At 68.4% G+C, this 13413-nt stretch carries 7 protein-coding genes and 2 pseudogenes; 7 read left to right on the top strand and 2 right to left on the bottom strand.

From position 1 onward, the window contains the following. Position 1: 1 nt before the first annotated feature. From JC881_RS00245 to JC881_RS00260, 4 genes are all read left to right on the top strand, one after another. Complete coding sequence (locus JC881_RS00245; protein ID WP_198783717.1) at positions 2-697, top strand: GntR family transcriptional regulator; 696 nt, start codon at positions 2-4, stop codon at positions 695-697. A gap of 7 nt (positions 698-704) precedes the next feature. Next, positions 705-3788 carry an FAD-binding and (Fe-S)-binding domain-containing protein gene (locus JC881_RS00250; RefSeq protein ID WP_198783718.1) on the top strand — a complete coding sequence of 1028 codons (3084 nt, stop codon included), beginning with the start codon at positions 705-707 and terminating at the stop codon, positions 3786-3788. A 63-nt stretch (positions 3789-3851) separates the two neighbouring features. Continuing rightward, complete coding sequence (locus JC881_RS00255) at positions 3852-5096, top strand: YbfB/YjiJ family MFS transporter (RefSeq protein WP_198783719.1); 1245 nt, start codon at positions 3852-3854, stop codon at positions 5094-5096. Further along, positions 5093-5647 (top strand): methylated-DNA--[protein]-cysteine S-methyltransferase, encoded by a 555-nt coding sequence (locus tag JC881_RS00260; RefSeq protein ID WP_198783720.1) that lies wholly within the window; start codon positions 5093-5095, stop codon positions 5645-5647. The genes JC881_RS00255 and JC881_RS00260 overlap by 4 nt, the downstream gene beginning before the upstream one ends. Positions 5648-5653: 6 nt before the next feature. On the opposite strand, the gene JC881_RS00265 is transcribed toward JC881_RS00260, so the two are convergent. Together JC881_RS00265 and JC881_RS00270 are read right to left on the bottom strand one after the other, a co-directional pair. Further along, positions 5654-6874, bottom strand: coding sequence for an MFS transporter (locus tag JC881_RS00265; RefSeq protein ID WP_198783721.1), 1221 nt, complete (start codon positions 6872-6874; stop codon positions 5654-5656). Positions 6875-6969: 95 nt separating this feature from the next. Then, positions 6970-7905, bottom strand: coding sequence for a LysR family transcriptional regulator (locus tag JC881_RS00270; RefSeq protein ID WP_198783722.1), 936 nt, complete (start codon positions 7903-7905; stop codon positions 6970-6972). Positions 7906-8021: 116 nt separating this feature from the next. On the opposite strand from JC881_RS00270, the gene JC881_RS00275 reads away from it, so the two are divergent. The 3 genes and pseudogenes from JC881_RS00275 to JC881_RS32765 form a co-directional block, all read left to right on the top strand. Further along, positions 8022-8879 (top strand): NmrA family NAD(P)-binding protein, encoded by an 858-nt coding sequence (locus tag JC881_RS00275; protein WP_198783723.1) that lies wholly within the window; start codon positions 8022-8024, stop codon positions 8877-8879. Positions 8880-9122: 243 nt separating this feature from the next. Beyond that, positions 9123-10325, top strand: a pseudogene (locus tag JC881_RS32760) (ESPR-type extended signal peptide-containing protein); the annotation flags it as partial. 324 nt (positions 10326-10649) lie between these two features. After that, positions 10650-13124 (top strand): annotated as a pseudogene (locus JC881_RS32765) (beta strand repeat-containing protein); the annotation flags it as partial. Positions 13125-13413: the final 289 nt, after the last annotated feature.

Raw genomic sequence — 13413 nt, forward strand, 5'->3', positions numbered from 1 at the left:
CATGACCGCTGAAATCATCGAGATCTCCAGGCTCGCGCTGCATGACCAGGTGGCCGCGCGCCTTCGCACCATGCTGGTGGAAGGGCACATCGCACCGGGTGCGAAGCTCAACGAGCGGGAGCTCTGCCTGCAACTGCGCGTCTCGCGCACGCCGCTGCGCGAAGCCATCAAGTTGCTCGCGGCCGAAGGGCTGGTGGACCTGTTGCCCAACCGCGGCGCGGTCGCGGTGAAGCTCACCGAGGCCGACGTGCTCGACACCTTCGAGGTGCTCGCGATGCTCGAGGGCATGTCGGGCGAGCTCGCCGCCAAGCGCATCACCGACGAGGCGCTGGCCGAAGTGCGTGCGCTGCACTACGAGATGTTGGCCTGCTTTTCGCGGCGCGATCTCTCGGGCTACTACCGCCTGAACGCGCGCATCCACACAGCCATCAACGAGGCCGCGGGCAACCCGGTGCTCGCGGGCACCTACCGCTCGATCAACGCGCGCGTGCAGTCGCTGCGCTTTCGCACCAACCAGAACGAGGCCAAGTGGAAGCACGCGGTCGACGAGCACGAACAGATGATCCAGGCCTTGGCAGCGCGCGATGCAGCGGCGATGCGCAAGGTGCTCATCGCGCACGTGCTGCGCAAGCGCGACACCGTGCTGGAGCTCCTGCGCGCCGGCGAGATCTATCCCCAAGCCAATAAAGCGAGCTGACTCCACTATGCGCATCGATCCCGCCAGCCACATGCAGCCAGCCGGAACCGTTCTTCCGCCCAACGACACCTGCGAATTGCTCGCGCGCCGGCTGCGCGCCGAGACGCAAGGCGAGGTGCTGTTCGACGACGGCTCGCGCGGGCGCTACGCCACCGACGCGTCGATCTACCAGATCACGCCGGTCGGCGCGTTCGTGCCGACCAACGACAAGGACATCGCGACCGCCATCGACATCGCGCGCGACCTGAAGGTGCCGGTGCTCGCGCGCGGCGGCGGCACGAGCCAGTGCGGGCAGACCACGGGCGCCGCGCTGGTGATCGACAACAGCAAGCATTTCCGCCGCGTGCTCGAGGTGAATGCAGAGGAGGGCACGGCCACGGTCGAACCGGGCCTCGTGCTCGATCACCTGAACGCGAAGCTCAAGCCGCTCGGGCTCTGGTACCCGGTCGATGTCTCGACCAGCGCGCAGGCCACGCTGGGCGGCATGGCGGGCAACAACTCCTGCGGCTCGCGCTCCATCGCCTACGGCAACATGGTGCACAACGTGCTGGGCGCGAGCGCGTGGCTGTCGAACGGCGAGCTGGTGGAGTTCGGCCCGGTGGGCACGATGGGCGTGCGCGCGGCCGGCATCGCGCAGTTCGTGCGCGGCCTGGCGCGGCAGCATCGCGATGCGATGGCCGAACACTGGCCCAAGGTGATGCGCCGCGTGGCCGGCTACAACCTGGACATCTTCGACAACCAGAGCGAGAAGCCCTACACCGCCGACGGCAGCGTGAACCTCGCGCACCTGCTCATCGGCTCCGAAGGCACGCTCGCGTACACCAAGAGCCTGAAGCTCAAGCTCGCGCCGCTGCCGCGCGCGAAGGTGCTGGGCATCGTGAACTTCCCGACCTTCCATGCGGCCATGGATGCGGCGCAGCACATCGTGAAGCTCGGGCCGACGGCAGTGGAACTGGTCGATCGCACGATGATCGAGCTGAGCCTTGCGAACCCCGCCTTCAAGCCGACGGTGGAGACCGCGCTGATCGGCAAGCCCGCGGCGATCCTGCTGGTGGAGTTCTCCGGCGCCGACAAGGCCGCGCTGCTGCCGCAATTGAAGCAGCTCGTCGAACTGATGGGCGACCTGGGCCTGCCCGGCAGCGTGGTCGAGATGCCCGACGACGCACGCCAGAAGAACCTGTGGGAAGTGCGCAAGGCCGGCCTCAACATCATGATGAGCCTGAAGGGCGACGGCAAGCCGGTGAGCTTCATCGAGGACTGCGCGGTGCCGCTCGAACACCTGGCCGAATACACCGACGCGCTGACCGAAGTGTTCGCGAGACACGGCAGCCGCGGCACCTGGTACGCGCACGCGTCGGTCGGCACGCTGCACGTGCGGCCGATCCTCGATATGCGGGCCGACGGTGCCGCCAAGATGCGCGCCATCGCCGAGGAGGCCAGCGCGCTGGTGCGCAAGTACAAGGGCGCGTTCAGCGGCGAGCATGGCGATGGCCTCTGCCGCGGCGAGTGGATCGAATGGCAGTTCGGGCCGGCCATCAACGAGGCGTTCCGCGCGATCAAGCGCAAGCTCGATCCGATCGACCTGTTCAACCCCGGCAAGATCATCGATCCGCCGCGCATGGACGACGGCTCGCTGTTCCGCTTCGCACCGCCCACGGCGCCCAAGCCCTACCGCCGCATCGAACTCAAGCCGGTGCTCGACTGGTCGGCCTGGAACGTCAACGCCGACCCGGTGACCGAAGTGACCACCGCGCCCGGCACCGGCGGCGACAGCACCGGGGGCCTGGCCAAGGCCGTGGAGATGTGCAACAACAACGGCCACTGCAGGAAGTTCGACGCCGGCACCATGTGCCCGAGCTACCGCGTGACGCGCGACGAACAGCACTTGACGCGCGGCCGCGCCAACACGCTGCGCCTCGCGCTCTCAGGCCAGCTCGGCGCCGACGCTTTCACGAGCGAAGCCATGCACGAGACCATGGACCTGTGCGTCGGCTGCAAGGGCTGCAAGCGCGATTGCCCGACGGGCGTGGACATGGCGAAGATGAAGATCGAGTTTCTCGATCACTACAAGAAGCGCCATGGCCACACGCTGAAAGACAAGCTCGTGGCCTACATGCCCGACTACGCGCACCGCGCGAGCCGCATGCCGTGGCTCCTGAACCTGCGCAACAGCGTGCCCGGCGCGGCGTGGCTCGGCGAAAAGCTGCTGGGCTTTTCGGCGAAGCGTTCGCTGCCCGAATGGCGCAGCGACACCTTCTGGCGTGCGAAGGGCAACGAGCCGGGCCTCTTCGCGGACCAGGCCTCGGTGCTGTCGGTGGCGGCGCGCGGCGGCAAGGCGGCGGTGCTTTTCGTCGACACCTTCAACGGCACCTTCGAGAGCGAGAACGCATTCGCGGCCGCACGCGTGCTCGAAGCCGCGGGCTATGTGCTGCACACGGTCGAAAAAAGTGGTGGAAAGGGCGGCGGCCACCATTGCTGCGGCCGCACCTTCCTCGCAAGCGGCATGGTGGACGAGGCGAAGGTGCGCGCCGGCGCATTGATCGATGCACTGCTGCCGCTCGCGCAAGCCGGCATCCCCATCGTCGGCCTGGAGCCTTCGTGCCTGCTCACGTTGCGCGACGAAACGCTGGTGATGGGCTTCGGCGAGAAGGCGCAGACCGTGGCGAAGCAGGCGCTGCTGTTCGAGGAATTCATCGCGCGCGAAATCAAGGCGGGCCGCTTCGCGCTGGCGCTCAAGCCCTCCGCGGCGCCGATCCTCCTGCACGGCCATTGCCACCAGAAGGCCTTCGGCGCGGTGAGCCCGATCATGGAGGTGCTCAAGCTCATTCCCGGCGCGGAGCCCGAGCTGATCGAAAGCTCCTGCTGCGGCATGGCCGGCAGTTTCGGCTACGAGGCGAGCCACTTCGATGTCTCGATGCAGATGGCCGAGGCGAGCCTGCTGCCCGCCATCCGCGCCAAGCCCGATGCGGTGGTGGTGGCCGATGGCACCAGCTGCCGCCACCAGATCGGCGACGGGGCGCAGCGCGAGGCGGTGCACGTGGCGGTGCTGCTGGCGCGGCACCTGCTGAAGCCTGATCCCGTGACACGGTAAACCGGCCGGCCCGCGGGCAGGCTCGCGCGGGCTGCCGCAGAATGGGCGCGCCACCCCGATCCGATGACGACCACGTTCACTTCCTCCACCGTGCCCGCGCAGCCCACGCTGCGGCTTGCGTTCGCGCTGTCGATGGGCGCGGCCGTGTCGCTCGGCATCACGCGTTTCGCCTACGCCTTGCTGTTGCCGCCGATGCGCGCCGACCTCGGCTGGAGCTACGCGCTGGCCGGCGGCATGAACACCGCCAACGCAGTCGGCTACCTCGTCGGCGCGCTCGTCACGCCGGCGCTGATGCGACGCTTCGGCGTGATGCGTCTCCTCGTCGTCGGTGCCGTGCTGGCCAGCGTGTTCATGGCGGGCAGCGGCTTCGTGACCGACGCGCCGGCCTTGCTCCTGCAGCGCCTGCTGGCCGGCGTGGCCAGCGCCTGGGTGTTCGTGGCGGGCGGGTTGCTGGCCGCGCGGCTCGGTGAAGCGGATGCGCGAACGGGTGCAGCGCGCGGCGGGCTGCTTCTCGGCATCTATTACGGCGGCACGGGGTTCGGCATCCTGTTGTCGGCGCTGCTCGTGCCGCAGGTGCTGCGCTGGTCGTCGGACGTGCCGCACGGATGGACCTGGGCGTGGTGGGCATTGGCGCTCGCGAGCGGCGTTGCGACCTGCCTGCTGGGCTGGGCCGCGCGCGCGATGCCCGATCCGCCGGCCGCGGCAATGCCATCGGCCACCAGCGCGACGCAGTCCGCGGCAGAGCCAGGGGCCGTGCGCCAATTCGGCTGGGCGCTCGCGGGCTATGCGCTGTTCGGCATGGGATACATCGGCTACATGACCTTCGTGATCGCGCTGCTGCGGGAGCAGGGCGCCAGCGCCGGCTTCGTCACCTTGTTCTATGCCTTGCTGGGCATCGCCTGCGTGGCCTCGTCGCGCCTGTGGGCCGGGCTGCTCGACCGCTACCGCGGCGGCCAGCCGCAGGCGCTGCTCAATGGCCTGCTGGGCGTGGCCACGCTGCTGCCGGTGCTCAGCCCCTCGGCGCCGGTCGCGCTGGCCTCGGGCGTGCTCTTCGGCGGGGTGTTCCTGTCGGTGGTGGCCTCGACCACCGCGCTGGTGCGCCACAACCTGCCGCCGGCACGCTGGGCGCAGGGCATCAGCCTGTTCACCATCGTCTTCGCGCTCGGGCAGATCGTCGGGCCGACGGTGACGGGCTGGATCTCGGACGGCCCCGGCGGCCTCGCGCGCGGGCTGGTGGCCTCGGCGATCGCGCTGTGGCTCGCTGCGGTGCTGGCATCGCGCCAGCATGCGCTCAAGGAGATCGAATGACGGAGCAAGACGACACGACCGGCTTCGCGCTGTTCGACACCCCCATCGGCATGTGCGCGCTGGCGTGGGGGCCGCTTGGCCTCGTCGGTGTGCAACTGCCCGCCGACGAAGGCGAGCCGGCCACGCGGGCGCGCATGCGCCACCGCTTTCCGGACCTGCGCGAAGGCCCGCCGAACGACATGGCGCAGCACGCCATCGCCGCCATCCAGGGCCTGCTGCAGGGCGTGCACGACGACCTGAATCACATCGTGCTCGACATGCGCGGCGTGTCGGAGTTTCACCAGCGCATCTACGCCATCGCGCGAAGCATTCCGCCGGGGCAGACGCGCACCTACGGCGAGATCGCCGAAGAGCTCGGCGACAAGGGCCTGTCGCGCGCCGTCGGGCAGGCGATGGGCCACAACCCCTTCGCGCCCGTGGTGCCGTGCCATCGCGTGCTGGCCGCGGGCAACAAGCCGGGCGGCTTTTCGGCAGGCGGCGGCGCGCTGACCAAGCTGCGCATGCTCGGCATCGAGGACGCGCGGCCGAACGGGATGGCCTCGCTGTTCTGAGCCGGCTCAGGCAACGGCCGCCGGCAGCCGATGCAGCGTCGCGATGCGCGACGCGAAGATGATCACCGCCTGCAACGTGAACCCCGCGAGCGCGAGCAGCAGGCAGGCCGGCTCGCCCCATGCGGCGCCCACGAGGCCACCCAGCGCGGCGCCGATGGGCCGGGCGCCCGAGTTGATCGTGAGGAACACCGCCGACACGCGGCCCAGCATCGTCGAGGGCACGACGCTCTGCCGCAGCGTGGTGGACGTGATCACCCAGACCATCGGCCCCGCGCCGAAGAGAAAGAACGACAGCGCGGCCAGCGATGCCAAGGGAACGACGAGCGTCGCCGCCATCACGCCCGCCGCGATCACCGCCACGGCGGGGCCGACCTGGATGGCGCGGCCGAACGGCAGGCGCGACACGACGCGCGACGTGAGCAGCGCACCCACCACCATTCCCGCGCCGTACATCGCCAGCGTGAAGCCCACCGCCTGCGCACCGAGCCCGAGCACCCGCACCGCATAGGGCACATACCCGGCCTGCAGCACGAACCACGAGATGTTGAAGACCGCGCCGGTGATCGCCATCGGCCGCAGCAACTCGTGCTGCCAGACGAAGCGGGCGCCGTCCTTCACTTCGAGCAGCGGATGGCGCGGCGCGGCAGGCGAACGCGGCGCTTCGGTCAGCCGCAACAGCAGTGCGACGGCCGCGACAGACAGCACCGCCGCCAGCACGAAGGCCGCCGAAGCGCCGGCCCATGCGACCAATGCGCCCGCGAGCGCGGGGCCGGCGGTGAATGCCGCGCTGCGTGCGAGCTCGAGCCTTCCGTTGGCCAATGCCAGCGCCTCACGGGGCACGAGCGCGGGCACCAGGGCCGGCGCCGCGACGCTGAAACCCACGGTGCCCACGGCTCCCAGAAACCCGAGCACCGCGAGCCACGCGATGCTGAGCTTCGACGCGAACACCATGGCAAGGAGCATCAGCAGCGACACCGCGCGCAATCCCTCGGCCCACACCATCAACCGCTGGCGCGACATGCGATCGGCCAGCAGCCCGAGCGGCATCGAGACCAGCAGGAAGGGCAGCGTCTGCACTGCCGCGAGAAAACCGATCTCGCCGGGCCCGGCACCGAGCATGAGCACCGCGACCAGCGGCACGGCGGCAAGGCTCAACTGCTCGGCGGACTGCGCCGCGAGGTTGGACCACGCGAGATTCTGGAAGGAGCGGGGAAGGGCGTAAGACATGCGATGAAGCTCGAGTAGAAAAGCCGATCGTCCGGCGCCATCCCTTCTTGCGCTGGCCATTTGCGGACGTGAAAGCGGACCTGAAAGCGCCGCGGTCATCGCCGCGTTTTCGGCTTTGCGTCGGTACCTTTCGCGGTGATCGCCGCCATCACGAAGTCGATGAAGGCCCGCACCTTCGCGGCCGGCAGGTGGCGCGACGGGTACAGCGCGTAGAGCGGAAATCGCTCGTCGGGCCAGTCGGGAAACAGGTCCACGAACTCGCCGCTGTCGAGTTGCGCCTGAATGCCCACCGCCTTGATCTGCGCCACGCCGACGCCCGCGAGCGCGGTCGCGAGGATGGTGCCCGCATCGGTCAGCAGCAGGCGCCCGGTGGTGGGCACCTTGACGAGCTTGCGCCCGCGCTGGAACTCCCATGCATAGGGCTGGCCCGTGACCGGATTGCGCACCTGCAGGCACGCATGGTCGACGAGGTCCGCCGGCTTCGCGGGGCGGCCATGCCGTTTGAGATAACCCGGCGTGGCGACGGTGACGATGCGCGTGTCCATGAGCTTGCGCGCGACGAGCGAGGACGAAGGCGGTTCGCCGAAACGCACCGCGATGTCGAAGCCTTCGGCCACCAGGTCGCCGAGCTGATCGCGCGCGACGAGCTCGAGCGACAGCTCGGGGTACAGGTCGAGAAAGCGCGGGAGGTGCGGCGCGAGCAGAAGGCGCGAGGTGAAGGCATCGGTGTTCACGCGCAGGCGCCCGCGCACCGCGCCGGACGACCCCGCGGCGATCGTCACCGCATCTTCGATGCCGAGCACCAGCGGATTGACGTTGGCGTAGAGCAGCCGGCCTTCGTCCGTGAGGCTGAGCGAGCGCGTCGTGCGATCGAACAGGCGCACGCCGATGCGCGCCTCCAGCCGTGCGATGGCGCGGCTGACACCCGAAGGCGTGAGGCCCAGCGCGTTGGCCGCGCTCGCAAAGCTGCCGCCTTCGACGACGGCGGCCAGCACGCCCACGTTGGAGAGAAGTCGTCCGTCGAGTGCCATTTTTTCATTCGTGATCGGGTGTCATGAATGATATGCCACTGGGTCGCTTTACTCAAAGGCGCGCTGTTCCTACATTCGTTCCATTGCATTCATTCACTGGAACAAAGGAAATTCTCATGTACGCAATCACCGGTATCACGGGCAATGTCGGCGGCGCTGTCGCACGCACCTTGCTGGCACAAGGAAAGCCCGTTCGCGCGGTCGTTCGCGATGCGGCCAAAGGCAAGGCCTGGGCCGACCTCGGCTGCGAAGTCGCCGTCGCCGAGATGGAAGATGCAGGGGCGCTCGCGCGTGCCTTCGCCGGCGCCGAAGGCGTCTTCGTTTTGCCGCCGCCGAACTTCGACCCCACGCCCGGTTTTCCGGAGGCGAGGGTCGTCATCGATGCGGTGCGCCAAGCACTCGTCGCTGCGCAACCGGCGCGTGTGATCTGCCTCTCGACCGTCGGCGCGCAGGCCACGCAGTCGAACCTGCTGAGCCAGCGCACCTTGATGGAAGAAGCATTGGCAACGCTGCCGCTGCCCGTCACGTTCCTGCGGCCCGCATGGTTCCTCGACAACCTGGCCTGGGACATCGCGCCGGCGCGGGAGCAGGGCGTTCTCTCCAGTTTCCTGCAGCCGCTGGACAGGGCCGTGCCGATGGTGGCGGCGGCCGATGTCGGCCGGGTCGCGGCCGATTTGTTGGTGCAAGAGGGCGCCATCGAACGCATCGTCGAACTCGAAGGCCCCGAGCGCGTGAGCCCGAACGCGATCGCCGCGGCGCTTTCGCAGGCGCTCGGCCGGCCGGTGCATGCGCAAGCAGTGCCGCGCGAAACCTGGGGCGCGCTTTTTCGCGCGCAGGGAACGAAGGACCCGATGCCGCGCATCCAGATGCTCGACGGCTTCAACGAGGGATGGATCACGTTCGAGGGCGCCGATGCGGTCGTGCTGAAGGGCAAGGTCGGCATCGCTCAAGTCATCGACTCGCTTGCCGGTTGAGGCCCGGTTACAGCTATCCCCGGATAGATTTCCTATCTATATCTTTTAAGCCTGCATCGCGGGTACCCAATGCCCACAAAGAGGCCTAGAGTCCTCGCGTCCTAAGCTTCGGATGAGTTCTTCGTGCTCACCCGCGCCTTCGAGCCGGGTGGGCCCAGCCCCCCACCTCTACTCGCTTTTTAGGGAGTTCCCGGCACGCGTTGCACAGCGGCGCTGCACTCCTTTGAAAGCTGAGGTGGTGAGATGAACAAGTGTTTCCGGACGGTTTGGAATGAAGCGCTTCGCGCGTGGGTGGCGGTACCTGAACACGCTTCTACAGGAGGCGCGCGAGGAGCAGGCGGCGCTTCTTCAAGTCGCAGACACCCTCCCTCGGACGAGGCGGCCACGCCAAGCCGGGGGGACTTGACGCTGTTGCTCATGCGTATCGCGGTTGCATCGGCCGTTGTCGTCGCAATGCCTTCCGCGCTGGCCAGCACCGTGGGCATCGGCTCGGGCAGCGTGGCGGGCGGTTCTGCGTGCGGTGCCGATGGCGTCGGCCCCGACGGAGTCACCAAGTACACCTACAAGGCTGCCACCGACGGGAGTGGCGGCTTCGCATCGGTGATGGGCTGCGCGGCACAAGGCAACGGCATGTTCGGCGCCACCGTTCTTGGCGCGTTCTCCAATGCCTCCGGCGATGCCGCCACCGCTGTCGGACTGGGAGCGAATGCAGCCAGATTCGCGTTTGCCGGCGGATACCAGGCATTTGCAGGCAATGAGGCGGTCGCGCTCGGGTTCAACGCCGCGGGCACCCAACTTGGCGCGGTGGCCATCGGTCGCGCAGCCAGCGCTCGCGGCACGTTTGCCATTGCGATGGGTGCCGACAGCACGGCGCTCGGAACCTCGTCGATCGCATTGGGCTCGCAGGCCAATGCAGTCTTCGCCAACGACATTGCAGTCGGAACCGGTGCGTTCGCGAAGGGCAATACGGCTGGCGATGGGCCAGCCACGGCCTTCGGCCGGGGCGCGAGAGCCACCGCGGTCGGCTCGACGGCTTTCGGTGCGGCCGCGAACGCGGCGGGCACCATCTCCATCGCATTCGGCTACAACGCGGTGGCCGTGGGGCAATACAGCGCCGCATTGGGAACGTCGGCCATAGCCGGTGGTGAGCAGGGCGTCGCCATCGGCGCGTTTGCCAACGCCGCGGGCGGGTCGGCTGTGGCCATCGGCGAGTCGGCCACGGCGCAGGATGCTTCGGGCATTGCGATCGGGCGCCAGGCCAGTGCCGCCGGTGCGTTCGGCGTGGCCATGGGAGACGGCGCGCAGAGCGGCGACACCGGCGCAAACGTGGCGATCGGCGCGGGCGCCACGGCCAACAGCGCGACCGCCGATGGCGGCGCGGTCGCCATCGGCGCCGGGCAGCAGGCCACGGGCAACGGCGCCGTGGCCATCGGCGACCCCAACACGGCGACCGGCACCGGCGCCGTCGCGCTGGGCGCAGAGAACACCGCGGCCGGCAGCGCCGACGGCACCGTCGCGGCCAACGGACCGGTGGCCCTGGGCAATGCCAACAATGCGATCGGGCAGGGCGCGGTCGCGTTGGGCCATTCGAACAACGCGATCGGCCAGGCCGCGCTCGCGTTCGGCAGCGGCTCCAGCGCCACCGCGGCGGGCGCCGTGGCGCTGGGCCAGACCGCGACCGCGGGCGCGGATTCGGTGTCCATCGGGACCAACACGGTGTCGGGGGCGGGCGGGCCCTCGGTGGCCATCGGGTTGGCGGCCAATGCGAGCGGGGCGTTGGCCACCGCTGTCGGCCCTCAAGCCCAGGCGACCGCACCGAGTTCTGCCGCTTTCGGCCAAGGCGCCAATGCAACGGGATTTGGCGCGACGGCAGTGGGGGCTGGCGCCAAGGCATTGGTAGGAGGCGGCGCGACCGCGGTCGGCAACAACGCAGTGGCTTCGGCGGCGGACAGCGTTGCGCTCGGCAGTTCGGCCAACGCCATGGGCACTTTCGCGGTGGCGATCGGATCGCAAGCGCGAGCGCAGGGCCTGGGTGCCCTCGCGGTGGGCTTCACGGCCAACGCGGCGTATGACGCGAGCGTGGCGATCGGCAACGGCAGCGCGACATCGGCCACCCTGGCGGCACTGCAGGCCACAGCGGCCTACGTGCCTTTCGCGGGGGCCCCGATCGCCGGGGAAACGCCGGCGGGCGAGGTGGCCGTTGGATCGAGCTTTGCGCAGCGCCGGCTCACCAATGTGGCCGCGGGCGGTGCGCCGACGGATGCGGTCAACGTCAGCCAGCTTTCGACGACCGCCTCTTCGCTGTCCACGGGGTTGAGCACGGCAACAAGCGACATCTCCAGCCTGTCCACCGGCCTGAGCACGACCAACAGCAGCGTGGGCAGCCTGTCGACATCCACGTCATCGGGCCTGAGCACGGCCACGAGCAGCATCGAAAGTCTGTCGAGTTCCACTTCGACGGGCTTGAGCACCGCCGTCAGCGGGATCGGCAGTCTTTCCACGGGGCTCAGTACGGCCACGAGTGGCATATCGAGTTTGTCGACTGGGTTGAGTACGACCAACACCAGCGTCGACAGCCTCTCGACGTCGACCTCGACGGGCCTGAGCACTGCAACCAGCGGCATCGCCAGCTTGTCCAGCGGGTTCAGCACAGTCACCAGCGGCATTTCGAGTTTGTCGACTGGCTTGAGCACGACGAACAGCAGCGTCGATAGCCTGTCGACTTCGACGTCGACGGGATTGAGCACTGCGACGAGTGGCATCACAAGTTTGTCTACAGGCTTGAGCACGACCAACAGCAACGTTGACAGCCTCTCGACGTCCACCTCGACGGGCTTGAGCACCGCGACGAGCGGCATCACAAGTTTGTCGACTGGGCTGAGCACTACGAACAGCAGTGTCGACAGCCTCTCGACTTCGACATCGACAGGACTGAGCACCGCGACAAGTGGCATCTCAAGTTTGTCGACTGGGCTGAGCACGACCAACAGCAATGTCAACAGCCTTTCGACATCGACATCGACGGGATTGAGCACTGCGACGAGTGGCATCACAAGTTTGTCTACCGGCTTGAGCACGACCAACAGCAACGTCGACAGTCTCTCGACATCGACATCAACGGGACTGAGTACCGCGACGAGTGGCATCACAAGTCTGTCTACTGGCTTGAGTACGACCAACAGCAACGTCGACAGTCTCTCGACATCGACATCGACGGGCTTGAGCACCGCGACAAGCGGCATCTCAAGTCTCTCGACTGGATTGAGCACGACCAATAGCAACGTCGACAGCCTCTCGACATCGACGTCAACGGGGCTGAGTACGGCCACGAGTGGCATCTCAAGTTTGTCGACTGGGCTGAGCACGACCAACAGCAATGTCGATAGCCTCTCGACTTCGACATCGACAGGCCTGAGCACCGCCACAAGCGGAATCTCCAGCCTCTCGACGGGCCTGAGCACCGCAACCAGCGGGATCTCCAGCCTGTCCACCGGGCTGAGCACCGCGACGAGCGGCATTTCAAGCCTTTCGACGGGCCTGAGCACCGCCACAAGCGGAATCTCCAGCCTCTCGACGGGCTTGAGCACTGCAACCAGCGGGATCTCCAGTCTGTCCACCGGACTGAGCACGACCGCCAGCACCGTCGACAGCCTCTCGACCTCTACCTCCACAGGCCTGAGTACCGCGACAAGCAACATCTCCAGCCTGTCCACCGGCCTGAGCAGCACGACCAGCAACATCTCGAGTCTCTCGACCGGCTTGAGCACCACCGACAGCACCGTCAACAGCCTGTCGACCTCGACGTCCACAGGCTTGAGCACGGTCACGAGCAACATCGGCAGCCTCTCGACGGGCCTGAGCACGAACACCAGCGGCATCTCCAGCCTCTCCACGGGCCTGAGCACCACCAACAGCAACTTCGCGAGCCTGTCGACCAGCGTCATCGGCGCGACGAGCGGCTTCGGCAGCCTGTCGACCGGCCTCAGCACGGTCGAGAGCAACGTCAGCACGCTGAGCTCGACGGTCACCAGCATCTACAACGGCGGCACCAAGTACTTCCACGCCAACTCGACGGCCGGGGACGCGGATGCCAGCGGGCAGGAGGCGGTGGCGATCGGGCCGCAGTCGGTGGCGAGCGGGGCCAACTCGTTCGCCGCGGGCAACGGCGCGAAGGCGACCGAGGCGGGCGCGGTGGCGATCGGCTTCGGCGCGCAGGCGACCGGCGCCAACGCCATCGCGATCGGCACGGGCGCGCTGGCCACGGGGTCGCAGGCCATCGGCGTGGATTCGCGCGCGGGCGGTGGCGGCGTCGCGCTCGGCGACAAGGCCGATGCGGGCGGCACGCCGCTGAGCCAGGCGCAGAACATCGTGCAGGGCACGGCCGTCGGCTTCGGCGCGGTGGTGCAGCAATCGGGCGGCGTGGCGCTCGGCGCGGGCTCGGTGGCATCGACGGCCGCGGGCGTGGCCGGCTTCGTGCCGGCGAGCGCGACGGCGCAGCAGGCGCAGGCGATCAAGGCCACCACCGGCACACAAG

Origin of the sequence: Variovorax sp. IB41 (assembly GCF_016405905.1) — a bacterium.
Taxonomy (GTDB): Bacteria; Pseudomonadota; Gammaproteobacteria; order Burkholderiales; family Burkholderiaceae_C; genus Variovorax.

Coding starts and splice junctions, on each gene's coding strand:
- JC881_RS00260 (WP_198783720.1), top strand. CDS start 5,093: ATGACGGAGCAAGACGACACGACCGGCTTCGCGCTGTTCGACACCCCC.
- JC881_RS00245 (WP_198783717.1), top strand. CDS start 2: ATGACCGCTGAAATCATCGAGATCTCCAGGCTCGCGCTGCATGACCAG.
- JC881_RS00275 (WP_198783723.1), top strand. CDS start 8,022: ATGTACGCAATCACCGGTATCACGGGCAATGTCGGCGGCGCTGTCGCA.
- JC881_RS00250 (WP_198783718.1), top strand. CDS start 705: ATGCGCATCGATCCCGCCAGCCACATGCAGCCAGCCGGAACCGTTCTT.
- JC881_RS00270 (WP_198783722.1), bottom strand. CDS start 7,905: ATGGCACTCGACGGACGACTTCTCTCCAACGTGGGCGTGCTGGCCGCC.
- JC881_RS00255 (WP_198783719.1), top strand. CDS start 3,852: ATGACGACCACGTTCACTTCCTCCACCGTGCCCGCGCAGCCCACGCTG.
- JC881_RS00265 (WP_198783721.1), bottom strand. CDS start 6,874: ATGTCTTACGCCCTTCCCCGCTCCTTCCAGAATCTCGCGTGGTCCAAC.